At 36.4% G+C, this 26,368-nt stretch carries 24 protein-coding genes and 2 tRNA genes; all 26 read left to right on the forward strand.

What is annotated here, in order from left to right; genetic code table 11:
- Positions 1-35: 35 nt before the first annotated feature.
- The 26 genes from ispE (at position 36) to cysK (ending at position 26,353) form a co-directional block, all read left to right on the forward strand.
- Positions 36-905 (forward strand): 4-(cytidine 5'-diphospho)-2-C-methyl-D-erythritol kinase, encoded by an 870-nt coding sequence (ispE, locus tag ABH960_RS27710; protein WP_012260164.1) that lies wholly within the window; start codon positions 36-38, stop codon positions 903-905.
- A gap of 54 nt (positions 906-959) precedes the next feature.
- A complete protein-coding gene (purR, locus tag ABH960_RS27715) occupies positions 960-1,808 on the forward strand; it encodes a pur operon repressor (RefSeq protein WP_002091587.1) in 849 nt (282 codons plus the stop codon).
- A 123-nt stretch (positions 1,809-1,931) separates the two neighbouring features.
- Complete coding sequence (locus tag ABH960_RS27720; RefSeq protein ID WP_000869819.1) at positions 1,932-2,306, forward strand: RidA family protein; 375 nt, start codon at positions 1,932-1,934, stop codon at positions 2,304-2,306.
- Positions 2,307-2,458: 152 nt separating this feature from the next.
- Entirely contained in the window at positions 2,459-2,752 is a 294-nt protein-coding gene (gene spoVG, locus ABH960_RS27725; protein WP_000454042.1) for a septation regulator SpoVG, read from the forward strand.
- A 325-nt stretch (positions 2,753-3,077) separates the two neighbouring features.
- The gene (glmU, locus tag ABH960_RS27730; protein WP_002091584.1) at positions 3,078-4,457 is read left to right on the forward strand and encodes a bifunctional UDP-N-acetylglucosamine diphosphorylase/glucosamine-1-phosphate N-acetyltransferase GlmU; all 1,380 of its coding nucleotides are present in this window, start codon (positions 3,078-3,080) and stop codon (positions 4,455-4,457) included.
- Between the two features lie 18 nt (positions 4,458-4,475).
- Positions 4,476-5,429, forward strand: a complete 954-nt coding sequence (locus ABH960_RS27735) for a ribose-phosphate diphosphokinase (RefSeq protein WP_002091580.1) — start codon at positions 4,476-4,478, stop codon at positions 5,427-5,429.
- A gap of 72 nt (positions 5,430-5,501) precedes the next feature.
- Positions 5,502-6,062, forward strand: a complete 561-nt coding sequence (pth, locus tag ABH960_RS27740; protein ID WP_087943057.1) for an aminoacyl-tRNA hydrolase — start codon at positions 5,502-5,504, stop codon at positions 6,060-6,062.
- 70 nt (positions 6,063-6,132) lie between these two features.
- Positions 6,133-6,357, forward strand: coding sequence for an anti-sigma-F factor Fin family protein (locus ABH960_RS27745; protein WP_002091576.1), 225 nt, complete (start codon positions 6,133-6,135; stop codon positions 6,355-6,357).
- Between the two features lie 105 nt (positions 6,358-6,462).
- Positions 6,463-9,993, forward strand: a complete 3,531-nt coding sequence (gene mfd, locus ABH960_RS27750; RefSeq protein ID WP_404449609.1) for a transcription-repair coupling factor — start codon at positions 6,463-6,465, stop codon at positions 9,991-9,993.
- Positions 9,994-10,128: 135 nt separating this feature from the next.
- Positions 10,129-10,665, forward strand: a complete 537-nt coding sequence (gene spoVT / locus ABH960_RS27755; protein WP_002009670.1) for a stage V sporulation protein T — start codon at positions 10,129-10,131, stop codon at positions 10,663-10,665.
- 231 nt (positions 10,666-10,896) lie between these two features.
- A complete protein-coding gene (locus ABH960_RS27760) occupies positions 10,897-12,498 on the forward strand; it encodes a putative polysaccharide biosynthesis protein (RefSeq protein ID WP_404449612.1) in 1,602 nt (533 codons plus the stop codon).
- Between the two features lie 12 nt (positions 12,499-12,510).
- Positions 12,511-13,971: a bifunctional methyltransferase/pyrophosphohydrolase YabN gene (gene yabN / locus ABH960_RS27765; RefSeq protein WP_002063393.1), complete on the forward strand. Its 1,461-nt coding sequence runs from the start codon at positions 12,511-12,513 to the stop codon at positions 13,969-13,971.
- Between the two features lie 14 nt (positions 13,972-13,985).
- Positions 13,986-14,261, forward strand: coding sequence for an RNA-binding S4 domain-containing protein (locus tag ABH960_RS27770; protein ID WP_002009677.1), 276 nt, complete (start codon positions 13,986-13,988; stop codon positions 14,259-14,261).
- A gap of 58 nt (positions 14,262-14,319) precedes the next feature.
- Positions 14,320-14,628 carry a sporulation protein YabP gene (gene yabP / locus ABH960_RS27775; RefSeq protein ID WP_001059101.1) on the forward strand — a complete coding sequence of 103 codons (309 nt, stop codon included), beginning with the start codon at positions 14,320-14,322 and terminating at the stop codon, positions 14,626-14,628.
- On the forward strand, positions 14,625-15,278 hold the full coding sequence (gene yabQ / locus ABH960_RS27780; protein WP_113938522.1) for a spore cortex biosynthesis protein YabQ: 654 nt from the start codon (positions 14,625-14,627) through the stop codon (positions 15,276-15,278). Before yabP ends, yabQ begins: the two co-directional genes overlap by 4 nt.
- Complete coding sequence (gene divIC / locus ABH960_RS27785; RefSeq protein ID WP_002124547.1) at positions 15,275-15,634, forward strand: cell division protein DivIC; 360 nt, start codon at positions 15,275-15,277, stop codon at positions 15,632-15,634. Before yabQ ends, divIC begins: the two co-directional genes overlap by 4 nt.
- Positions 15,635-15,721: 87 nt before the next feature.
- Positions 15,722-16,210, forward strand: coding sequence for a S1 domain-containing RNA-binding protein (locus ABH960_RS27790; RefSeq protein WP_002063394.1), 489 nt, complete (start codon positions 15,722-15,724; stop codon positions 16,208-16,210).
- Between the two features lie 159 nt (positions 16,211-16,369).
- Positions 16,370-16,443 (forward strand) — tRNA-Met (locus ABH960_RS27795).
- Positions 16,444-16,456: 13 nt separating this feature from the next.
- Positions 16,457-16,528 (forward strand) — tRNA-Glu (locus ABH960_RS27800).
- Between the two features lie 261 nt (positions 16,529-16,789).
- Positions 16,790-19,261: a stage II sporulation protein E gene (gene spoIIE / locus ABH960_RS27805; RefSeq protein ID WP_002091571.1), complete on the forward strand. Its 2,472-nt coding sequence runs from the start codon at positions 16,790-16,792 to the stop codon at positions 19,259-19,261.
- A 203-nt stretch (positions 19,262-19,464) separates the two neighbouring features.
- The gene (gene tilS, locus ABH960_RS27810; RefSeq protein ID WP_404449617.1) at positions 19,465-20,895 is read left to right on the forward strand and encodes a tRNA lysidine(34) synthetase TilS; all 1,431 of its coding nucleotides are present in this window, start codon (positions 19,465-19,467) and stop codon (positions 20,893-20,895) included.
- The gene (hpt, locus tag ABH960_RS27815) at positions 20,892-21,434 is read left to right on the forward strand and encodes a hypoxanthine phosphoribosyltransferase (protein WP_002124550.1); all 543 of its coding nucleotides are present in this window, start codon (positions 20,892-20,894) and stop codon (positions 21,432-21,434) included. Before tilS ends, hpt begins: the two co-directional genes overlap by 4 nt.
- Positions 21,435-21,519: 85 nt before the next feature.
- Positions 21,520-23,421 (forward strand): ATP-dependent zinc metalloprotease FtsH, encoded by a 1,902-nt coding sequence (gene ftsH, locus ABH960_RS27820; protein WP_002091565.1) that lies wholly within the window; start codon positions 21,520-21,522, stop codon positions 23,419-23,421.
- Positions 23,422-23,641: 220 nt separating this feature from the next.
- Entirely contained in the window at positions 23,642-24,430 is a 789-nt protein-coding gene (locus tag ABH960_RS27825; protein WP_002009692.1) for a type III pantothenate kinase, read from the forward strand.
- A gap of 6 nt (positions 24,431-24,436) precedes the next feature.
- Positions 24,437-25,312, forward strand: a complete 876-nt coding sequence (gene hslO, locus ABH960_RS27830) for a redox-regulated molecular chaperone HslO (RefSeq protein ID WP_002091564.1) — start codon at positions 24,437-24,439, stop codon at positions 25,310-25,312.
- A gap of 117 nt (positions 25,313-25,429) precedes the next feature.
- Complete coding sequence (gene cysK / locus ABH960_RS27835; protein ID WP_002130221.1) at positions 25,430-26,353, forward strand: cysteine synthase A; 924 nt, start codon at positions 25,430-25,432, stop codon at positions 26,351-26,353.
- Positions 26,354-26,368 lie beyond the last annotated feature (15 nt).

Below are 26,368 nucleotides of genomic sequence, written 5' to 3' on the forward strand. Positions count from 1 at the left end.
GATAAAAGATTGAGTACATAGAGTGGGTGAATAGATTGAAGCTACTAGTGAAAGCACCAGCAAAGATTAATCTGTCGTTAGATGTACTGGGAAAAAGACAAGATGGATATCATGAAGTGAAAATGATTATGACAACAATCGACTTGGCAGATCGTTTAGAGCTAACGGAATTAGCAGAAGACCGTATTGAAATTTTGTCCCATAATCGGTATGTCCCAGACGACCAACGCAATTTAGCTTATCAAGCAGCGAAATTATTAAAAGTGAAGTTTAATGTAAAAAAAGGTGTGTCTATTACTATTGAAAAAACGATTCCAGTAGCCGCTGGATTAGCAGGTGGAAGTAGTGATGCAGCAGCGACATTACGTGGCCTTAATAAGTTATGGAATTTAGGGCTAACAATCGATGAATTAGCAAAGCTTGGCGCAGAAATTGGGTCAGATGTATCGTTCTGTGTATATGGTGGAACTGCTATTGCCACTGGAAGAGGAGAAGAAATTGAACATATAAAGACTCCGCCTTCTTGTTGGGTTGTTTTAGCAAAGCCCCACATTGGTGTATCTACTGCTGACGTGTACGGAAATTTAAAATTAAATCGTGTTACTCATCCAAATGTAGATAAAATGGTTGAAGTCATTAACCATGGCGATTATAAAGGAATTTGTGATACTGTTGGTAACGTTTTAGAAGATGTGACGTTTGCGATGCATCCCGAGGTTGCACGTATTAAATCACAGATGAAACGCTTTGGGGCAGATGCCGTATTAATGAGTGGAAGTGGCCCAACTGTATTTGGTCTTGTACACCATGATTCGCGAATGCACCGCATATATAACGGGTTAAAAGGATTTTGCGAGCAAGTATATGCAGTGCGTTTATTAGGAGAGCGAGAAACGCTTGAATAAAGACGTATAATACGTTATGATTTGTTTAGAATATTCGTGATTTGAGGTGAGAGTATGAAAATTAGACGAAGTACAAGATTGGTCGATCTGACGTATTACTTGTTACAAAATCCTCGTCAGCTAGTTTCTCTCACTTTTTTTGCTGAAAGGTATCAATCGGCTAAATCTTCCATTAGTGAAGATTTAGTTATAATTAAGCAAACGTTTGAACAACAAGGTGTCGGCACATTGCAAACGGTACCAGGAGCAGCAGGAGGAGTGAAATATATTCCCTATATAAGTGAAGAAGAGGCAAATCTGATTATTAACGAGCTTTGTAGCTTATTTGAAAACCCAGACCGTATTTTGCCTGGCGGTTATTTATATATGACGGATCTTTTAAGTAATCCTCGCCAGATTAATGGCGCAGGTCGTTTATTTGCTTCTGTTTTTGCTAGGCAACCAATTGATGCGGTTATGACGGTAGCGACAAAAGGAATTCCGCTTGCTTATGCAGTAGCGAACTACTTAGATGTACCGGTAGTAATTGCGAGAAAAGATAATAAGGTAACAGAAGGACCCACTGTTAGTATTAACTATGTATCAGGTTCCTCTAAGCGAATCCAAACGATGACTTTAGCAAAGCGTAGCCTTCCAGAAGGGTCCAATGTTTTAATTATTGATGACTTTATGAAAGCTGGCGGAACCATTCAAGGTATGATGAGCATGCTAGAAGAGTTTAAAGCTAATGTTGTTGGGATTGGCGTATTAGTAGAGTCTACGGATATTGAAGAAAGACTTATTAATAACTTTGTATCATTAATTCGTTTGTCAGAAGTTGATGTGAAAGAAAAAGCGATTCAAGTGGAAAAGGGGAATTATGCACTTGCACCATTTGATAAAGGGCTTGTAGAGGCTGAGTAAAAAGGTAAAGCAGATAGCTTTACCTTTTTTTATTCCTATTTATAAATTACAAAATGGATGGACAAACTGCCTTTGGTACACTATTTTTAAAGAGTAAAAATAAATAATAAAAGGGTGAAAAGTATGAAAGTTGTTCAAACAAGCAAAGCACCACAGGCAATCGGACCATATTCACAAGGGATTATTGTAAATAATATGTTCTATAGTTCAGGACAAATTCCGTTAACGGCAAGTGGAGAACTTGTAACAGGAGATGTAACAGTACAAACAGAGCAAGTATTTGAAAATTTACAAGCGGTATTAGCAGAAGCAGGTGCTTCATTTGATACGGTGGTAAAAACAACAGTATTCTTGAAGGATATGGATGATTTTAATGCTGTTAATGAAGTATACGGTTCTTATTTCTCTACTCATAAACCAGCGCGTTCTTGTGTACAAGTAGCAAAATTACCGAAAGATGTTTCTGTTGAAATCGAAGTAATTGCCCTAGTTAAGTAACTCTTTGTAAGCGATAACCTCTGCTAATCCTTATATTCAACTACAATAAAAATTTTTATCTTAAAAATTTTTAAAAAATTAAAGGAAAAATAGAAATTTTGTGGAATTTATACAAATATATCGCTTATTTAGAAAAGGGTGGTGAACACAAGATGGAAGTGACTGACGTAAGATTACGCCGCGTAAACACAGAAGGCCGCATGAGAGCAATTGCCTCTATTACTCTAGACCATGAATTTGTTGTTCATGATATTCGTGTAATTGATGGTAATAATGGATTATTTGTAGCAATGCCAAGTAAACGTACTCCAGATGGAGAATTCCGTGACATTGCACATCCAATTAATTCTAATACACGCTCTAAAATTCAAGATGCGGTTTTAACAGAGTATCATCGTTTAGGCGAGTTAGAAGAGGTTGAGTTTGAAGAAGCAGGCGCTTCGTAAAATTCGAATGAAAAGGGCTTTTGAAAGAAAGTCTTATAATTTTGTAGCAAACTCCTGTAAGCATTTACAGGAGTTTGTTTTTTTTTTGAATAATACACGTTTCTAATTATAAAAATTCATATTTTGAAAAAATAAAGATGAAAAACTTCTAATTTTTTCATCTTTATTTAAAATAGTATAGCTTATTCCTTAAAAAAGATACTAAAGAGTAAAACATCTTATAAGAATTATGGTAAAATTTAATAGTTATAATGTGTTTCTTGAAATATATGATGATTTAGGATAATATCGTTAATGGATAAATAGGTTGCGATGGAGGGTCTATATGTCAAACAGATTTGCAGTGATTCTAGCTGCAGGTAAAGGCACACGTATGAAGTCCAAGCTATACAAAGTGCTGCATCCTGTATGTGGAAAACCAATGGTACAACATGTAGTCAATGAAGTATCTCAATTAGGATTGCAGAAACTTGTAACAGTCGTTGGACATGGTGCTGAAAAGGTACAAGAACAGCTAGGAAACGTAAGTGAGTTTGCATTACAAGCAGAACAACTTGGTACAGCTCATGCTGTCGATCAAGCTGCAAGTGTACTTGCAAATGAAGAGGGAACAACTTTAGTTATTTGTGGTGATACACCTCTAATAACTGCTGAAACGATGGAAGCATTACTTCAGCAACACGAAGAAGCGGGAGCAATGGCGACGGTACTAACAGCGTACATAGAAGAGCCTGCTGGATATGGCCGTATCGTTCGTAATGAGAATGGTCATGTTGAAAAGATTGTTGAGCATAAGGATGCGAATGAAAAAGAATTAGCTATTAAAGAAATCAATACAGGTACGTATTGTTTTGATAATAAAGCTTTATTTGCTTCACTTTCTAAAGTTTCAAATGATAATGTACAGGGCGAATATTACCTTCCGGACGTTATTGAAATTTTAAAAAATGAAGGTCATATTGTATCAGCTTATCAAACAGAGCACTTCGATGAAACGTTAGGTGTTAACGACAGGGTCGCTCTATCGCAAGCGGAAATTATTATGAAAAATCGTATCAACAGAAAGAACATGGTAAATGGTGTTACAATTATTGATCCAAGTAACACATACATTTCTGCGGATGCAATTATTGGTAGTGATACAGTTCTTCACCCAGGAACGGTTATTGAGGGGAACACTGTAATTGGTTCTGATTGTGAAATTGGACCGCATACAGTAATTCGCGATAGTGAAATTGGAGATCGTACGGTAATTCGTCAATCTACTGTACATGACAGCAAACTTGGTACAGAAGTATCAGTTGGTCCATTTGCACATATTCGCCCAGATTCAGTTATTGGAGATGAAGTGCGCGTTGGAAACTTCGTAGAAATCAAAAAAACTGTTTTTGGTAATAGAAGTAAAGCTTCACACTTAAGTTATATCGGGGATGCACAAGTTGGAGAAGACGTGAATCTTGGTTGTGGTTCAATTACGGTGAACTACGACGGCAAGAATAAATTTAAAACTGTAATTGGTAACGGGGTATTTATTGGATGTAATTCAAACCTTGTTGCTCCTGTAACAGTTGAAGATGGTGCTTATGTGGCAGCAGGCTCTACAATAACAGAGAATGTTCCATCAAAAGCATTATCAGTAGCACGTGCACGTCAAGTTAACAAAGAAGACTATGTTGATCAATTGCTGAATAAGAAAAAATCATAATGTGGAGGGTTAATCTAGATGTCGACTCAATATCTAAATTCTAATTTGAAAGTATTCTCTTTAAACTCTAATAAGGAACTTGCTGAGCAAATCGCAAAGCACATTGGAGTAGGACTAGGAAAATGTTCTGTTGATCGTTTTAGTGATGGAGAAGTTCAAATTAACATTGAAGAAAGTATCCGTGGTTGCGATGTATTCATTATTCAATCTACAAGCTTCCCAGTAAACGAACATATCATGGAATTACTTATTATGATTGATGCATTAAAACGTGCATCTGCAAAAACAATTAATATCGTTATTCCTTACTATGGTTATGCGCGTCAAGACCGTAAAGCGCGTTCTCGTGAACCAATTACATCGAAACTTGTAGCAAACTTGCTTGAAACAGCAGGTGCAACTCGTGTAATCACTCTAGATTTACATGCTCCGCAAATTCAAGGATTCTTTGATATCCCGATCGACCACTTAATGGGTGTACCGATTCTTTCAGACTACTTTGAAGCAAAAGGCCTTAAAGATATCGTAATCGTATCTCCTGATCACGGTGGTGTAACGCGTGCTAGAAAAATGGCGGATCGCCTAAAAGCGCCAATCGCTATTATTGATAAGCGTCGTCCTCGTCCGAATGTATCTGAGGTAATGAACATTATCGGTAACATCGAAGGCAAAACAGCAATTTTAATTGATGACATCATTGATACAGCTGGTACAATTACATTAGCGGCAAACGCTCTTGTTGAGAACGGTGCTTCTGAAGTATATGCTTGCTGTACACACCCAGTATTATCTGGTCCAGCAATTGAGCGTATTCAAAATTCGAATATTAAAGAGTTAGTTGTAACGAACTCTATCGTATTACCAGAAGAGAAGAAAATTGATAAAGTACATGAACTTTCAGTTGCTCCATTAATCGGAGAAGCAATCATTCGTGTATACGAAGAAGAATCTGTAAGTGTATTATTCAATTAATTGGATAGAATGAGACGTAACCAAGCTTGGTTACGTCTTTTCGTATCGAAAAAAGAAAGTAGTGGTACAAGAATGAAATTAATAGTAGGACTTGGGAACCCAGGTAGAGAATATGAATTAACAAGGCATAATATTGGATTTATGGCAATCGATGAACTTGCAAAACGTTGGAGTATTTCTTTGAATGAACAAAAGTTTAAAGGGGTATTTGGCGCAGGTTTTGTTAATGGGGAAAAAGTAATCTTACTAAAGCCACTTACATATATGAATTTATCTGGGGAAAGTATCCGTCCACTCATGGATTATTATAAAATTGATGTCGAGGACTTCATTGTTATGTACGATGATTTAGATATTCCTGTAGGTAAATTACGCCTTCGCATGAAAGGTAGTGCGGGTGGACATAATGGTGTGAAGTCAACAATTTCACATTTAGGAACACAAGAATTTCAACGTATCCGCATGGGAATCGATCGTCCGAAAAATGGGATAAAAGTAGTGGATTACGTATTAGGACGTTTTACATCTGAAGAAATATCTGGCGTTAATCAATCCATTGAAAATGCAGCAGATGCATGTGAGGAATGGTTAAATAAACCTTTTCTCCAAATCATGAATACTTTTAATAGTTAAGCGCACAATCTGGAATATTTTATTTTGTTTTATCCCATACTAGTAGCAATTGGATATTTAGGAGGCTAGTATGGAAGGTTATTATTACTGTAGACATTGTGGAAGTAATGTGGGCTCCATTATCGCAGAAAAAGTATATAGCGACGTTTTGTTTCAACTAACAGAGCAAGAAGTAGTGGATATGATTCATTTTCATGAGAATGGAAATATATATATAAAAACGATTTGTGAATCGTGTCAAGAAACGCTCGCATCTTATCCTGAGTATTATGAATATGAAAAATTTCTGCAATAAAATGTTGTCGCTTTGGCGTGTCCAAAGCATTTTTCTGTTTTCTTTTTCCAAAATATTTGCATAAAATATAGTAACTTGCTCTTTATGTTGAGAGGAGTTTTGAAAATGATAGGTTTATTAGAGCAATTTTATAAAAATGAAGAAATACAATCGGTTATTAATGGGCTAGAAGATGGGTTGAAAGAACAACTTGTATCGGGTATGGCAACATCCTCTCGTTCATTATTAATGGCAGCTTTATATAAAAAGACAAAGCAATCACAACTTATCGTGACGCACAATTTATACCAAGCACAAAAAGTACATGAAGATTTAGTGGCGTTACTTGGTGAAAAAGATGTTTGGCTATATCCGGTAAATGAATTGATAGCATCGGAGGTTGGTGTTGCAAGTCCAGAATTGAAGGCACAGCGTATTGAAGTGTTAAATCGCTTAGCTGCAGGAGAGAATGGGATTATTGTAGCGCCAGTTGCAGGGCTGCGTAGGTTTTTACCAATAAAAGAATTATGGAAGCAAAGGCAAATTGAAATCAATCTAGGGCAAGAGATTGATTTAGATGCACTCTTGCATACCTTACATCATATTGGTTATGAGCGTAAGTCGATGGTAGAAGCTCCAGGAGATTTTAGTCTACGCGGGGGAATATTAGATATTTACCCATTAACTGAAGAATTACCATTTCGTATTGAATTCTTTGATACACAGGTTGATTCTATTCGATTATTTGATGTGGAAGAACAGCGCTCTCAAGATAAAAGGGAAAGTGTTCGGTTTGGTCCGGCAACAGAGTTTTTATTTTCACAGGAAGAATTGAAATCGGGAATTAAGCATCTTGAAGAAGGTTTGACTAAGACGATGCAAAAGCTTTCCGATGATAAATTAAAGACTACTGTGCTTGAGACGGTTAGTTATGAACTTGAAATGTTGAAAAACGGGCAAAGTATAGAACAAATGTTTAAATATTTATCTATTTTCTATAAAGAACCTGCTAGTCTGATAGATTATTTACCAGAAAATGGTGTTGTGATTTTAGATGAGATTTCCCGTATTCAAGAAACAGCATCACATCTTGAAACAGAAGAAGCGGAATGGTATATCTCACTTCTTGGCGAAGGAACAATTATTCAGGATTTATCTTTCTCCCACTCGTTTGAGGAGTTTCTTCATAATAAAAAAAGAAGGTTTGTATATTTAACGTTATTCTTACGCCATATAGCACACACACATCCTCAAAATATTGTGAATGTGACATGTAAAACGATGCAAGATTTCCACGGACAGATGCATTTGTTAAAAACTGAAATTGATAGATGGAATGAAGGTAATTTTACGACCGTTGTGCTTGGAACAGATGATGAACGTGTAAAAAAACTACAACATATTTTAAGTGATTATGATATTGATGCAGACATTGTAGAGGCGACAGATATCTTATTGCCTGGAAGGTTACAAATTGCTGTAGGTGATTTACATGCAGGCTTTGAAATGCCGATGCAAAAGTTTGTTGTCATTACTGAAAAGGAGCTTTTTCATAAGAAGGTTAAAAAATCACAACGTAAGCAAAAGTTATCTAACGCTGAACGTATTAAAAGTTATTCGGAATTAAAAGTTGGAGACCATGTAGTTCATGTAAATCATGGTATAGGTAAATTTTTAGGTATTGAGACATTAGAGATTAATGGTGTTCATAAAGATTATTTAAATATTAAATATCAAGGTAATGATAAGTTATACGTTCCAATTGAACAAATTGATCAAGTGCAAAAATACGTAGGGTCTGAAGGTAAGGAACCAAAAGTTTATAAATTAGGCGGAAATGATTGGAAGAAGGTCAAAACGAAAGTTGAAAAATCTGTACAAGACATTGCAGATGACCTAATTAAATTATATGCCGAGCGTGAAGCCTCAAAAGGTTATGCATATACACCAGATACGGCAGAGCAACAAGAGTTTGAATCTTTATTCCCATATCAAGAGACAGAGGATCAATTACGTTCTATTGAAGAGATTAAGAAAGATATGGAACGCGGACGTCCGATGGATAGGCTTCTTTGTGGTGACGTAGGATATGGAAAGACTGAAGTAGCTATTCGTGCGGCATTTAAAGCAATTATGGATGAAAAACAAGTTGCGATTTTAGTACCAACAACAATCCTTGCACAACAACACTATGAAACAATTCGAGAGCGTTTTCAAGATTACCCGATTAATATAGGGTTACTAAGTAGATTCCGCACACGAAAACAACAAAATGAAACGATTAAAGGTTTAAAAGATGGAACGGTGGATATTGTAATCGGAACGCATCGTATTTTATCTAAAGATGTTACTTATAAAGATTTAGGACTTCTTATTATTGATGAAGAACAGAGATTCGGCGTTACACATAAAGAAAAAATTAAACAATTGAAAGCAAATGTTGACGTGTTAACATTAACGGCAACTCCGATTCCACGTACACTTCATATGTCTATGCTTGGTGTGCGCGATTTATCTGTTATTGAGACACCACCAGAGAATCGTTTCCCAGTACAAACATATGTAGTAGAGTATAATCCGGCGTTAATGCGAGAAGCGATAGAGCGAGAGTTGGCAAGAGGCGGTCAAATTTACTTCCTATATAACCGTGTGGAGGATATTGAAAGAAAAGCAGATGAAATTTCGATGTTGGTTCCAGATGCTCGTGTAACATACGCACATGGGAAAATGAATGAAGGTGAATTAGAGTCTGTTATGCTATCGTTTTTAGAAGGGCAGCATGATGTTCTTGTAAGTACAACAATTATTGAGACGGGTGTAGATATTCCGAATGTAAATACATTAATTGTATTTGATGCAGATCGTATGGGATTATCACAGTTGTATCAGCTTCGTGGTCGTGTTGGACGTTCTAATCGCGTCGCGTATGCATACTTTGCATACAAACGTGATAAAGTGTTATCGGAAGTTGCAGAGAGGCGTCTGCAAGCAATTAAAGAGTTTACAGAGCTTGGATCTGGTTTCAAAATTGCGATGAGAGACTTATCAATTCGTGGTGCGGGTAATTTGTTAGGGGCAGAACAACATGGATTTATTGATTCTGTCGGATTTGATCTATATTCTCAAATGTTAAAAGATGCAATTGAGCAACGTAGAGGAACAGACGGAGTTGAAAATACCGTTAATGTTGAAATTGATTTAGAAGTAGATGCATATTTACCGGATGCGTACATTTCAGATAGTAAACAAAAAATTATGATGTATAAACAATTTAGAGGTATTTCTGCAATTGAAGATATTGAAGAGTTGCAGGAAGAGATGATCGACAGATTTGGTGATTATCCACAAGAAGTTGGTTATTTATTACAAATTGCAAACATTAAAGTGTTGGCAATGAAAGAACAAATTGAGTTAATTAAGCAAAATAAATTTGAAGTAACATTCCTGTTTTCTGAACAAGCGAGCCAAAATATAGATGGTGGAAAATTATTCATGCTAGGAAGTAGTTTTGGCCGTATGATCGGTCTTGGTATGGAGGGGTCACAATTGAAAATTGTGATGAAAACGAATGGATTAGAGACGTCGAAATGGTTAACAATTGCTGAAAATTTATTAAAAGGCTTGCCAGATGTAAAAAAAGAAGTAATAAATGCCTAATATAAGATAAAAAATACAATTCGACGTGCATAGAAGAACTAATGTGTAAAATACTATGTTTAATAGTTGGTGATTTTTACATGAACAGGTAAATTCACCACTTTGATCATCAGTAGAAAGTGAGGCAGCATTAGAATGAAAGCAACTGGAATCGTACGTCGAATTGATGATTTAGGCAGGGTAGTAATTCCGAAGGAAATTCGTAGAACTTTACGTATTCGTGAGGGAGATCCACTAGAAATATTTGTTGATCGCGATGGAGAAGTGATTTTGAAAAAATATTCTCCAATTAGTGAACTAGGTAATTTTGCAAAGGAATATACGGAAGCTTTATACGATAGCTTAGGACATAATGTGCTTGTATGCGATCGTGATTCTATTATCGCAGTAGCAGGCGCATCTAAAAAAGAATACTTAAATAAAAGTGTTGGCGATTTAATTGAGAAGACAATGGAAGAGCGTAAGTCTGTAATTATGACAGATGAAAGCGAAATTTCAATTATTGATGGAGTAACAGAAAAAGTGAGCTCTTATACAATTGGCTCGATTATTGCAAATGGAGATCCAATCGGAGCTGTCGTTATCTTCTCTAAAGAGGCTATTATAAGTGAAGTAGAGCATAAATCAGTAAATACAGCTGCAAGCTTTTTAGCGAAACAAATGGAGCAGTAGCGAAGTGTAATTTCTATAAGTAGCAATCTTTCCTAATTATGATATTTCTATTTGAGAAATTAACTATTTGGAGATATAAGTATATTGAACGAAGGTAGCGCTTTGCTACCTTTTTTCATTGAATATTTTTGCTGTTGAAAGAAGTCAGTGAATGTAAGGAATATGAAGGAGAGCCAGTTTTTCTTTGTGATATAATACGAGGGGTGAGAATAGAAAAAGGAGTTTTCTTGTATGGAAGCGAAGAAGTACCAAGCCTTTTGGCGTGGGGCTATTATATTAACAATCGCAAGTTTTGTTACGAAGGTATTAAGCGCTTTTTACCGTATTCCATATCAAAATATAGCGGGTGATGTTGGTTTTTATATTTACCAACAAATTTATCCGTTTTATGGATTTTGTTTGATTTTAGCTACTTATGGGTTTCCCATTATTATTTCAAAAATGGTCGCAGAAAGATTAGAACGAGGAAAACAAAAAGAAGCAGAAGAAATTATTTGTGTATCTTTTTGGTTTTTATTAGGAATTGGCCTTATAGGATTTTTCACATTATTCTTTGGGGCCAAAACAATTGCATCGGCTATGGGCGATATACATTTAGATAAACTATTACGCGTTATTTCGTTTTCATTCCTACTAATGCCATTTTTATCTGTAGCGAGAGGATATTTTCAAGGATTCAATAATATGATGCCGACGGCTGTTTCGCAAGTAATTGAACAAACGATTCGTGTTTCTATTATTGTATTTTTATCACTATTCCTTATTGCTCATGGATTTGATTTATATACAGTTGGTGCGGGTGCCATGCTAGGTTCAATTGCAGGCGGGCTTATTGGGATTATCGTACTTTTACTTTATATGCGTCATGATTTCCATGCTATTTTCTTCAAAAGTTGGAAAGGAATTGGAAATAAAAAAAGGATTGTTCGAATCCTTTTTTGGCAGGGATTAGCGATTTGTGTTAGTAATTTAGTCCTTATTTTTATACAAATGGCGGATTCTATTTCCTTGTATACTTTGCTTATTCGTGCGGGAGAGCAAGTTGAAAATGCAAAGGTACTAAAAGGTGTTTATGATAGAAGTATCCCGCTTATGCAATTAGGTACTGTTGTGACAACTTCTTTCTCATTGTCACTTATTCCTATTATTACAGCGGCGAAAGAAAGAGGAGATCTTTCATTTATTCAAGAAAAGGTAAATTTAGCAATGAAAATAACATTTGTTATTGGATTTGCAGCTGCTATTGGATTAACTTGTATTATTCAACCTACAAATATTATGTTGTTTGAAAATAGTGATGGATCAGATGTGTTATCGATTTTATCTTTATCTATTTTATTTAGTTCATTGTCAATTACAACTGCTTCCATTTTGCAAGGAGTGGGACAAACATTAAAACCAGCAATATTCGTTGTATTTGGAGGTTGTTTGAAGTTAGTTTTAAACTATATATTAATGCCGTATTTTGGTGTAAAGGGAGCTGCAATTGCAACTTTAGTTGCGCTTATTGTAATTGCCTTGCTAAATAGTGTGTTACTTATGCGAGCTGTATCGGAGCCGCTTATTGATAGGCGGAATATGTTAGGTGTAGCTATTAGTGGTATCGGTATGGGGTTTGTATTAATAATCTTTATGCGTATGTTGCGAATGTCCGGATTAGTAATTGATACAGGACATAGAGGAATTGCGACGCTTGAAGCGCTGTTAGGTGTAGCTATCGGTGGATTAGCATATATGTTTTTAATTTTAAAATTACGTGTATTTACAAAAGAAGAATTAGGAACCGTTATGAAACAAGAGAAAAAAGAAGGTTCATTGAAGAAGAGTGGATAGAGGTGACTGGTTGTGAGTGGAATCATTACTATTTTAGGATTAGGTGCTGGTGAGTTAGATCAGTTAACGATGGGTGTATATCGAAAGATAAAAGAAGCAGACCATATGTTTGTTAGAACGAAGGAACACCCAGTTATAGAAGAATTGGAGAAAGAAGCTATAAAGTATACGGCCTTTGATAATGTATATGAGGCACATGATACATTTGAAATCGTATATGAAACAATTGCGAATACATTGCTAGAACAAGCTAAAGGCGCAGAAATTATTTATGCTGTTCCAGGTCATCCGCTTGTAGCAGAAAGAACAGTTCAGCTACTTTTGGAAAAAGGAGAAGCAGCAAATATTGAAGTGCGAATTGAAGGTGGACAAAGTTTCCTTGATCCGATGTTTGCAAGTCTAAAAATTGATCCGATTGAAGGGTTCCAATTAATTGATGCTACATCATTTGAAAGAGGGCAATTAGAATTACGTCAACATTTAATCTTTTGCCAAGTGTATGATGCATTCGTTGCTTCAGATGTGAAGCTAACGTTAATGGAGATTTTGCCAGATGATTACGAAGTGTATATCGTAACAGCTGCAGGGACTTCATTCGAGCAAGTGAAAAAGGTATCGTTATACATGTTAGATCACGAAACAGAATTAAATAATTTAACGAGTGTGTATGTACCGCCGGTTAAGGAACGTGCGTCCTTATATCAGCAGTTTGATGTGCTTAGAGCAATTATTGCTGATCTTCGTGGACCGAATGGTTGCCCATGGGATAAAAAGCAAACTCATCAATCTTTAAAGAAATACTTAATTGAAGAAGCGTATGAAGTGCTAGAAGCAATTGATGAAGAGGATGATGATCATTTAGTAGAAGAACTAGGTGATATATTATTACAAGTTATGCTTCATGCCCAAATTGGAGAGGATGAAGGTTGGTTCTCTATAGATGACATTATTCGGACTTTAGCTGAGAAAATGGTTCGTCGTCATCCGCATGTGTTTGGGGATACGGATGTAAATAATGCTGATGAAGTGATTGCAAATTGGGAAGAAATTAAAAAACAAGAAAAGGGATTCGTGAAAGAATCTGTTTTAGCGGGTATTCCAAAAAGCTTGCCACAACTAATGCGTGCTTATGAAATTCAGAAGAAAGCTGGAAAGGTTGGGTTTGATTGGGTTGATGTGCAGCCGATGATAGAGAAGGCCTTAGAAGAATGGCAAGAATTCCAACAAGAAGTTGTAAACATGGATGAGAAAAAGATGCTAGGTGAATTTGGTGATTTACTATTTGCATTTGTTAATATAGCTCGTCATTATAAATTAGATCCAGAAGAAGCGTTACGTTCAACTAATGAGAAATTTATGGCTCGCTTTTTATACATGGAAGCAAAAGTAGCTGAAATGAATAAGGAAATGCAAGATTTATCATTAGAACAGTTAGATATTTTATGGGAAGAGGCAAAACAAACAGAGCGTTAATAGGGGGATTTGATATGCGTCTAGATAAATTTTTGAAAGTATCACGTTTAATTAAAAGAAGAACATTAGCAAAAGAAGTGTCTGACCAAGGAAGAATTTCGATTAATGGCCAAGTGGCAAAAGCGAGTTCAGATGTGAAGGTAGAGGATGAATTAACAATTCGTTTCGGGCAAAAAATAGTAACTGTGAAAGTAAATGAATTGAAAGAAACAACTAAAAAAGAAGATGCAGCAAACATGTATAGTCTTGTTCGTGAGGAAAAAGTGAAAGCGGAAGAAGGCTTGTTCTAAAATAGGTTCGCCCTTCATACATTACTATTAGCTAGTATAAAGCTATGGGGGGATTTTCGTGAATAATGGTTACTCACCTATGTCTTCTAATCAACAAAATGTTTCTGTAGAGCATGATATTATCATGCGTGGCAGGCGTGTAATCGATATTACTGGTGTAAAGCAAGTAGAGAGTTTTGATAGCGAAGAGTTTTTACTCGAGACTGTAATGGGTTTTTTAACAATTCGTGGTCAAAATTTGCAAATGAAGAATTTAGATGTAGAAAAGGGTGTTGTATCAATTAAAGGGAAAGTTCATGAAATGCTGTATATTGATGAGAACCAAGGGGAGAAAACTAAAGGCTTCTTTAGTAAGCTGTTTAAATGAGCCTAACAATTCAGTTGTATACAATGCTTTCGATGATTGGAATGGGTGCTTGGATTGGTGCTTCTTTAGATACATACCAACGGTTTTTAAAACGCCAAGAGCGTAAACGTTGGCTTGTATTTATACATGATATACTATTTTGGATTGTCCAAGCATTATTCGTTTTTTATGTATTACTGCGTGTAAATGAAGCCGAACTACGTATATATGTATTTTTGGCGTTACTATGTGGTTTTGCAGCATATCAAAGCTTATTGAAAGTACTATACATGAAGATGTTAAATTTTCTCATCTATATTTTTGTACAAACAACACAATTTTTTGTTCGAATTATACAGCTACTCATGATAAAACCTGTTATTATTATAGCACAGCTATTTATTGCATTTATATTATTCTTATTTCGTATACTGCTTTCAATTGGACATGTGTTATGGAAAATGGTGATTTGGATATTACTTTTCATATGGAAAGTTTTTTTCTCGCCTGTTCGGTTTATTGCTTCGCTCATATGGAAACTTCTCCCTAATCGTGTTAAACTTTTTATAATGAAGCATGTAGGGTTCCTGCAATATGTAGCAAAATTGAAGGGACATATCTTCCAATTATGGGTGCGTATAAAAAAGAAGTTAGGGGGACCTCGGAAATGAGGGAACTGAGACAAAGAACAATCGAAAAACAGAGTCCAAATCCTGTTAAAGAACATATAATACAAACGGATGAGAACAGGAAGCGACTTTATCGCCGTTTAGCGGTTTTTCTTGTCTTTGCTTTTACAATTATTGCTAGTATTAGTGTGACGTTTTATCAACAAAACAGTTCCATTAAAGCAAAAGAAGCAAAAGTTAAGGACATGAAAAAAGAACTGGATTCATTAACGAAAAAAGAAAAGAATCTAAAAGATGAAGTTCAAAAGTTGAATGATGAAGAGTACGTTTTAAAGATTGCTAGAAGGGATTATTTCTTCTCCGGAAAAGGGGAGATAATTTTTCCTGTTTCTAAGTAGAGTATGTCTTATTGACACTACATTTTAGGATTATATATAATAAAGTAAAATTTGACTTTTTAACCACTAAGGAGGAGCATTTTTTTTATGTCAATCGAGGTAGGCAGCAAGTTACAGGGTAAAGTAACAGGTATTACAAATTTTGGGGCTTTTGTGGAGCTGCCAGAAGGCTTAACAGGTCTTGTTCATATTAGTGAAGTTGCTGATAATTATGTGAAAGATATTAACGATCACTTAAAAGTAGGCGACCAAGTAGAAGTAAAAGTTATCAATGTTGAAAAAGATGGCAAAATTGGCCTATCTATTAAGAAAGCGAAAGAACGTGAAAAAACAGAAGGAGATCGTCCGCGTGGTGAATACCAACGTGGTGGTGATCAACAACGTTCTGGACGTCCACAACGTAATAATAATCGTTCTTCCAACAGAGATAACCGCGGTGGCGGTAACGAAAGAGCTCCAAAAGAAACATTTGAGCAAAAGATGGCACGCTTTTTAAAAGATAGTGAAGATCGTTTAACTTCTTTAAAGCGTAACACAGAATCTAAACGTGGTGGCCGTGGCGCACGTCGCGGATAATAAGTCCGTTTAATTCTTAACATATAGAGAGGTACCCAGAGTAATTACTCGGGTACTTTTTTATGTGAGAGAATATATTTTTAAAAAAGTTTTTGAGATGTATTGACTTTAAAATATATCTGATGTAATATACTAATTGTCCGTTAAATACGATGACATGGCGGTGTAGCTCAGCTGGCTAGAGCGTACGGTTCATACCCGTGAGGTCGGGGGTTCGATCCCCTCCGCCGCTATATTTAATTTAACGGCCCGTTGGTCAAGTGGTTAAGACACCGCCCTTTCACGGCGGTAACACGGGTTCGAATCCCGTACGGGTCATCTAAAAAGATCATGCAAATTTGCATGGTCTTTTTTTGTTAAATATAAATTAAGACGTACAATACTTCTACAAAATCACCCTATATTTTCTGAACATTCTTTCAACTCGCTTTAAATAAATTAAATACTATGTATATATGTAGATTTATTTCGAATAAAAAGTCGAACGATTATAAAAGTCAAAACTGTTGTTTTGACAAAAAAACCAATAATCATCTTTTATAATAACAGTAATTAAACTATGCAGGTGGTGTTAAAAATATGCCTAAAGCAGGAAGGAATACTATGAATACAAGTGCATTGGCGATGAATGAAAGTCAGCTTGGAACAATAAAGTGGACGAGTAAGTTGCGAATGAAGTTTGAAAAAGTTTTCTTTAGATGGGGATTCATTATTGCTGTTATTGGTTTTCTTTTGGGACGAGCATATATATTAACAAACATTTTACCGTTTGCATTGCCGTTTTTTGCTGCTGTTTATGTTATGAAGCGAGATAAAATGCCGCTCGCGTTCTTAGCCCTAATGGGGGGAGCACTTTCAGTTTCAATAGATAATTTATTTTTTACTTTTGCATCTATCTTTACCTTCTTTATTTATAATATCTTCTTTAGTCGGTTTACACGTAAAACTGTTGGACTTGTACCATTCCAAGTATTTATCTCCGCATTAACCGCACATTTAGTTGTTGTATATTTTGCACAGCAAACCGTCACCATGTATGATCTGCTCGTCAGTACGATCGAAGCGGGGCTTAGCTTCGTATTAACGATGATATTTTTACAAAGTGTTCCGCTTTTAGTGGAAAGGAAAGGGAAGCAACAAGCGTTAGAAACAGAAGAAATTGTTTGTTTAATTATATTACTAGCATCTGTTTTAACGGGCACAACGGATTGGTTTGTTTATGATGCTTCTATTCAACATATTTTCACTAGATATTTAGTATTAGTATTTGCCTTTATTGCAGGGGCAGCTACAGGGTCCACGGTAGGAGTTGTCACTGGGTTAATATTAAGTTTAGCAAATGTGGCGAGCTTGTCTCAACTTAGTCTCCTTGCCTTTTCAGGATTGCTTGGGGGATTGTTAAAAGAAGGGAAGCGTATAGGAGTTAGTTTAGGTTTATTAATTGGTACAAGCTTAATTACATTATATGTAGACAAGCAAACAAGTATTGTAACAACTTTAATTGAATCTGGTGTAGCGATTGTTTTCTTCTTATTAACACCGAAGCTTGTTATGGATCGTATTGCTAAATTTATGCCGGGTACACAGGAACATTCACAGGATCAACAACAATATTTAAGAAGAGTGCGCGATGTTACAGCAAACAAAATCAATCAATTTGCTAATGTATTTGCTGCTTTGTCTAATAGCTTTTCTGTATACGGGTATGTGGAGGAGGAAGATAAAGAAACAGAAGCTGATTTATTTTTAAGTACAATTACTGCAAAAACATGTCAAACATGCTTTAAGAAGGATCAATGTTGGGTAGTTAATTTTGATAAAACATACGATTATATGAAACAAATAATGAGTGAAACAGAAGAAGGAACGCTGCAGCATAATCGGAAGTTAGTTCGTGAATGGGACAAGCATTGTGTGAGAGGGAAGAAAGTAACGGATTTAGTAGCGGGTGAATTAGATCACTTCTATGAGGGGCAGAAATTAAGAAAACAAATGAAGGAAAATCGTAGAATTGTAGCGGAGCAATTACTAGGTGTATCAAAAGTGATGGAGGATTTCGCTAAGGAGATACAACGAGAAAGAGAGAACCATCAAGCGCAGGAGGAGCAAATTTTACAAGCGTTTCGTGATTTTGGTGTCGAAGTGGAGCATGTTGATATTTATTGTTTAGATAGAGGAAGTATTGATATTGAAATGTTGATTCCGGCTGCATCTAATGAACATGGGGAATGTGAGAAGTTGGTTGCTCCAATGCTTTCAGATATTTTAAAAGAGAATATCGTCGTTAAGCATGAAGAGAAATCCTCATATCCAAATGGGCACAGTTTAATATCATTTGGTTCAGCGAAGACGTATTCTCTTGATACAGGATTGGCCACAGCTGCAAAAGGTGGTGGGTTTATTTCAGGTGATTCCTACGCGATGATGGATTTGAGCGTTGGTAAATATGCACTTGCGATTAGTGATGGTATGGGAAATGGACAAAGGGCTCATATGGAGAGTAGGGAAACGGTAAAATTATTACAAAAGATACTTCAATCAGGTATTGATGAAGAAATAGCGATTAAGTCCATCAATTCGATTCTTTCTTTAAGGACGACAGAGGAGATGTATACAACGCTTGACTTGGCTATGGTAGATTTAAGGGATGCGAGTGCGAAGTTTTTAAAGATTGGATCGACGCCGAGTTTTGTTAAACGCGGAAATAATATTTTGAAAATTGAGGCAAGTAATTTGCCGATGGGAATCATTGAAGATGTTGAAGTTGATGTGGTTGGTGAGCAATTAAAAACGGGTGATCTTCTTATCATGATGAGTGACGGCATCTTTGAGGGAGCGCAACATGTGGAGAATCATGAATTATGGATAAAACGTAAAATTAAAGAACTACAAACAGAGGACCCACAGGAAATCGCTGATATTATTATGGAAGAAGTAATTCGCTCTGGTGATGGTTATATAAATGATGATATGACTATTGTGGTGGCGAAAGTAAAGAAAAATATGCCGAAGTGGGCTACGATTCCAATAGTAGGAATGCAGGCGCAATAAAATAATCAAAAAACCTAGGTAGATGCCTAGGTTTTTTTGATTAAAAAGGTAATGTGATTACTTTGTTAAATATACAGGAGGGATGTAAGATAAAAATATGGATTTTGTACATCTTTTTTTTGCACAATGTTTGTAAAAGTTGTACCATTATATACAAGGTAACTAATGTTGTTGTTCTTGTTTAATGAAAGGTGATTGCGAAGTTGAAAGATGCATTTGTTGAAAAAGTAGATGACTTTGTAAAGCAGCATGATGTATTAAAGAAACATTCAACAATTGTTGTAGGGGTTTCTGGTGGTCCTGACTCTTTGGCTCTTTTATATTATTTGTTAGAAAAAAGGGCAGAAAAACAGCTAGAAATTGTAGTAGCACATGTGGACCATATGTTTAGAGGTAATGAATCTTATGAGGATTTACAGTTTGTACAGGGTCTTTGCAAAGAGCTAGGAGTTATTTGTGAAACGCTAAGGATTAATGTGTCGCAATATCAACAGCAATATGGAATGAATGCACAAGTTGCAGCTAGAGAATGCAGATATGCATTTTTGGAAAGAATAATGAAGAAATATGATGCGAGTTATGTAGCTCTTGGTCACCATGGAGATGATCAAGTAGAGACGATTTTAATGCGCCTTGTACGAGGGAGTACTCCGAAAGGATACGCAGGAATTGCAGTGAAGCGATCTTTTCATAATGGATATTTAATTAGGCCGTTACTTGGGGTAACTAAGGAAGAAATTGTTGATTACTGTAATAAATTAAAAGTTATTCCGCGTATAGATCCGAGTAATAAAAAAGAAGTATATACAAGGAATCGATTACGTAAATATGTCCTTCCTTATTTGAAAGAAGAAAATCCACAAATGCATGAGAAATTTCAAAAATTTAGCGTGCAGATGCAAGAGGATGAGGCTTATTTGCAGGAATTAGCTTTTGAGAAAATGAATAAAGTAATTACAAAAAAAAGCGATAAACAAATTAGCTTATCAATTCCTGCCTTTGAATCCATGTCTATGCCTTTACAAAGAAGAGGGATTCAACTAATATTAAACTATCTTTATGAATATAAGATTCCATCTTCGCTTTCTTCTATACATATTGACAAGGTGATTGAATTTTTTAAGCGGGCACAACCTTCAGGTTCACTAGATTTTCCAGGTGGTTTGAAAATTGTTCGCACATACGAAGAATGTGGTTTTGGATTTAAACAAGAAATTGTTTCTCCTTTTTCGCAAGATTTATCAGTACCTGGGACAATTATATTGCCGAATGGGGATAAACTTGTAACAGAGGTGAGCGAAGATATACCGAGTAACATGAATGAAACAGTATTTGTTGCTAAGTATAATGATATATCGTATCCACTTCGTATTCGGTCTAGGGAAAATGGAGATCGCATGTCAATGCAAGGTATGGATGGTACAAAAAAGATAAAAGCTGTTTTTATCGAAGCAAAAGTACCAAAAGAAAAAAGAGAAGAATGGCCGATCGTTTGTGACGCAAGTGGAAATATTATTTGGGTACCCTTGTTGAAACGATCTGCGTTTGCTACTTCGAAAGAGCTAGCAAAGAAGGGTAAATACATGATTATTCACTACAAAAGCAAGGAGTCTTCCGGGAGGATAATGAAATGATGAATCAAGATATCGAAAAAGTATTAATTTCTGAAGAACAAATACAAGAAAAGGTGCACGAACTAGGTGCAGTTATTGCAGAGGATTACAAAAATACAGTACCTCTTGCGATTGGTGTACTAAAGGGTGCAATGCCATTTATGGCAGATTTATTAAAGAGAACAGATACATATCTTGAAATGGATTTTATGGCTGTATCTAGCTACGGTCACTCTACAGTTTCGACAGGCGAAGTAAAAATCTTAAAAGATCTTGATACTTCGGTAGAAGGTCGCGATATTTTAATCGTTGAAGATATTATTGATAGCGGTCTTACACTAAGCTATTTAGTGGATCTGTTTAAATATCGTAAAGCGAAATCTGTAAAAATTGTTACTTTATTAGATAAGCCAACAGGCCGTAAGGTTGATCTGAAAGCAGATTATGTTGGATTTACTGTTCCTCATGAATTTGTTGTAGGATATGGATTAGATTATAAAGAGCAGTACCGTAATCTTCCTTATGTAGGAGTATTAAAACCAAGTGTTTACTCAAATTAATTAAATATAGGCGTTACAATTGTATAGGAAATTTTTTTTATGTTACGATTTACTATAGTGTTTATGCCGTGAGAGGAGGTTAGGAATGAATCGTATCTTCCGTAATACCATCTTTTATTTACTGATATTCTTAGTAGTAATTGGAATCGTGAGCTATTTTAATGGTTCGACGCAAAAAACGACATCAGTTAGCTACGATAAATTCATTACTCAACTTGAAAAAGGTGAAGTGCGTAATGTGCAGCTTCAACCGAAAAATGGTGTGTTTGAGGTAAAGGGACAATTCAAGACTTCTAGCCAAGGAGAACAATTTGTTACTTATGCACCAAATACTGAGGAATTACAAAAGAAAATTAATGATAAAGCGCAAGGGGCTGAAGTTAAGTATCAACCAGCAGAAGAAACAAGTGCTTGGGTAACGTTCTTTACTTCTATCATTCCATTTGTCATTATCTTCATTTTATTCTTCTTCTTATTAAACCAAGCTCAGGGCGGCGGTAGCCGTGTTATGAACTTCGGGAAAAGTAAGGCAAAGCTATACAATGATGAAAAGAAAAAAATTCGTTTCAGAGATGTTGCTGGAGCGGATGAAGAGAAACAAGAACTTGTTGAGGTAGTTGAATTCTTGAAAGACCCTCGTAAGTTCGCTGAAGTTGGTGCCCGTATTCCGAAGGGTGTTCTATTAGTGGGACCTCCAGGTACAGGTAAAACTTTACTAGCACGTGCTGTTGCAGGTGAGGCAGGCGTTCCGTTCTTCTCTATTAGTGGTTCTGACTTCGTAGAGATGTTCGTCGGTGTCGGTGCATCCCGTGTACGTGATTTATTTGAAAATGCAAAGAAAAATGCTCCTTGTATCATTTTCATTGATGAAATTGATGCAGTAGGACGTCAACGTGGCGCGGGTCTTGGCGGTGGTCATGATGAGCGTGAACAAACGTTGAACCAATTGCTTGTTGAAATGGATGGATTCGGTGCAAATGAAGGTATTATTATCATCGCTGCGACAAACCGTCCTGATATTCTTGATCCAGCGTTATTACGTCCAGGTCGTTTTGACCGTCAAATTACAGTAGATCGTCCAGATGTAAATGGTCGTGAAGCTGTACTTAAGGTACACGCTCGTAATAAACCGCTTGATGAGAATGTCAACTTAAGAGCAATTGCAACTCGTACACCAGGATTCTCTGGTGCCGATCTTGAAAACTTATTAAACGAAGCTGCTTTAGTAGCTGCGCGTCAAGATAAGAAGAAAATTGATATGAGTGACATCGATGAAGCGACGGATCGTGTTATTGCAGGTCCAGCTAAGAAAAGTCGCGTTATCTCTGAAAAAGAACGTAATATCGTTGCATTCCATGAGGCTGGCCATACTGTAATTGGTGTTGTCCTTGATGAAGCAGATATCGTTCATAAAGTAACAATTGTCCCTCGTGGTCAAGCTGGTGGATATGCGGTAATGCTTCCGAAGGAAGATCGTTACTTCATGACAAAACCAGAGTTACTTGATAAAATCACTGGTTTACTTGGTGGTCGAGTAGCTGAGGAGATTGTATTTGGTGAAGCAAGTACAGGTGCTCACAACGACTTCCAACGTGCGACTGGTATTGCAAGACGTATGGTTACAGAATTCGGAATGAGTGATAAGCTTGGACCGATGCAATTTGGTAGCTCACAAGGTGGTCAGGTATTCTTAGGAAGAGACTTCCATTCAGAACAAAACTACAGTGATGCAATCGCGCATGAAATTGATGTGGAAATGCAAATAATTATTAAAGACTGTTATGCTCGTGCGAAACAAATTCTTACTGAAAAACGAGATAAGCTTGATATTATCGCGAAAACGTTACTTGAAGTAGAAACATTAGATGCAGAGCAAATTAATCATTTATATGATTATGGCAGATTACCTGAGCGTCCAACATCTTCAGATGATGTGAAAGTAAACATCAATATGAAGAAAGACGATGAAGATACAGAAGATAAGTAAGAAACGAAGGAGTGACAATAGTCACTCCTTTTTTTTGTGGAATGAATTTAAGTGGAAAAAAATTGAATGAAACTATTATTTAAAATTGAAATAGAGAGTAATCTTTTTGTACAATGATGAGTATAGAAAAACTGATTATATAAGTATGTGTGATATGATGTTTTTATAAGTTTTATACATACTGCGCAAATATAGATTAAATAAGATAAGTGGTGAGAATATGATTTTTGTATTGGATGTAGGGAACACAAATGCGGTACTAGGTGTGTTTGAAGAGGGGGAACTTCGTCAGCATTGGCGCATGGAAACAGATCGTCATAAAACAGAAGATGAGTATGGGATGCTTGTAAAGCAGTTACTTGAGCATGAAGGTCTTTCTTTTGAAGATGTGAAAGGTATTATTGTGTCTTCAGTCGTACCGCCAATTATGTTCGCTTTAGAGCGTATGTGTGAAAAGTATTTTAAAATTAAACCGCTTGTAGTGGGGCCTGGGATAAAAACTGGCTTGAATATTAAATATGAAAATCCACGTGAAGTAGGCGCGGACCGAATTGTAAATGCAGTAGCAGGAATCCACTTATATGGAAGTCCGCTTATTATTGTTGATTTTGGTACGGCTACTACATATTGTTATATTAACGAAGAGAAGCATTATATGGGTGGCGTTATTACGCCAGGAATTATGATTTCGGCAGAAGCTTTATATAGCAGGGCAGCAAAGCTTCCTCGTATTGAAATTACAAAACCGGGTAGTGTTATCGGGAAGAATACAGTAAGTGCAATGCAATCAGGTATTCTTTATGGATACGTTGGACAAGTGGAAGGTATTGTTAAGCGTATGAAGGAAGAAGCTAAGCAAGAACCGAAAGTTATTGCAACAGGTGGATTGGCAAAATTAATTTCAGAAGAATCAAATGTAATTGATATTGTAGATCCGTTTTTAACGTTAAAAGGTTTGTATATGTTATATGAGCGTAATGCAAATTTACAACATGAGAAGGGTGAATAAATAAGTATGAAAGATTATTTAGTAAAAGCGTTAGCGTTTAATGGAGAGGTTCGTGCTTATAGTGTACGTACAACAAATACAGTAAGTGAGGCGCAAAAACGTCATGATACATGGAGAACAGCTTCAGCGGCACTTGGTCGTTCTTTAACTGCGGGTACAATGATGGGTGCTATGTTAAAAGGCGAGCAGAAGTTAACGATTAAAGTAGAGGGTAACGGCCCGATTGGTCCTATCTTAGTCGATGCTCATGCAAATGGGGATGTACGTGGTTATGTAACGAATCCGCATGTTGATTTTGAAGGAACGGAACAAGGAAAATTACGTGTATATCAAGCGGTAGGTACAGAAGGATTTGTAACGGTAATTAAAGATATCGGTATGCGTGAACCGTTTATTGGTCAATCTCCCATTGTTTCAGGAGAACTAGGGGAAGATTTCACATATTATTTCGCGGTTTCTGAGCAGACGCCTTCTTCTGTAGGTGTTGGTGTTCTTGTAAATGGAGATGATAGCGTATTAGCGGCGGGTGGATTCATTCTTCAAATTATGCCAGGTGCGCAGGAAGAAACAATTTCATTTATTGAAGAGCGTCTTCAACAAATCCCGCCAGTATCACAATTAATCGAACAAGGTCTTTCTCCAGAAGAATTACTGTATGAAGTGCTTGGAGAAGATAAAGTGAAAGTGCTAGAAACAATGGATGTTCAATTTAATTGTACATGTTCACGTGAGCGTATTGAAAGCGTGCTAATTAGTTTAGGTAAAGCGGAGCTAGAACAAATTCGTGCAGAAGAAGAAGAGACGGAAGTTCACTGTCACTTCTGTAATGAACGACATAAATTCGCTAAAGAAGATATTACAAGTCTAATTGAGAACCTGTAATAAAGAAGTTTAGGCGGAGAATCAGCCGCCCGAATAGATTGACAAACAGGGAATTTTCTGACAAAATCTAAATATAGATAAAACCAATAAAAATACTCGGTGTTAGGAGTGACAGGAATGCGAGTGGCACAATCAGTTTCAGAATTAATCGGGAAAACGCCGATCGTTAAGTTGAACCGCATCGTAGAATCAGACAGCGCAGATGTATACTTAAAATTAGAATTTATGAATCCGGGGAGCAGTGTTAAAGATCGTATCGCGTTAGCTATGATTGAAGATGCTGAAAATAAAGGATTATTAAAAGAGGGCGATACAATCATTGAGCCGACAAGTGGTAACACAGGTATTGGCTTAGCGATGGTAGCAGCTGCTAAAGGATATAAGGCAATTTTAGTAATGCCAGAAACAATGAGTATTGAGCGTCGTAATTTATTACGCGCTTACGGTGCTGAATTAGTATTGACTCCAGGACCTGAAGGAATGGGCGGAGCAATTCGAAAGGCAACTGAATTAGCAGAAGAACATGGGTACTTTATACCACAACAGTTCCAAAATCAAGCGAATCCAGAAATCCATCGTATAACAACAGGTCCAGAAATTGTTGAACAGATGGGGGATCAATTAGATGCGTTTATCGCAGGTATTGGTACAGGTGGAACAATTACAGGTGCCGGTGAAGTGCTGAAAGAAGCTTATAAAGATATCAAAATTTACGCGGTAGAACCTGCGGATTCACCAGTATTATCTGGTGGAAAGCCAGGACCACATAAGATCCAAGGAATTGGAGCGGGGTTTGTTCCGGAGACATTGGATGTAGAGGTATATGATGAAATTATTCAAGTGAAAACGGAGCAAGCGTTCGAATATGCGAGAAGAGTGGCTAAAGAAGAAGGTATTTTAGTTGGTATCTCTTCGGGAGCAGTCGTTTATGCAGCGACAGAAGTTGCGAAGAAATTAGGTAAAGGGAAAAAGGTACTTGTTATTATCCCAAGTAACGGTGAACGTTATTTAAGTACACCACTTTATCAATTTGAGTCATAATTGAATGTGATTTGA

Origin of the sequence: Bacillus sp. RC252 (genome assembly GCF_044909215.1) — a bacterium.
Lineage (GTDB): Bacteria > Bacillota > Bacilli > Bacillales > Bacillaceae_G > Bacillus_A > Bacillus_A mycoides.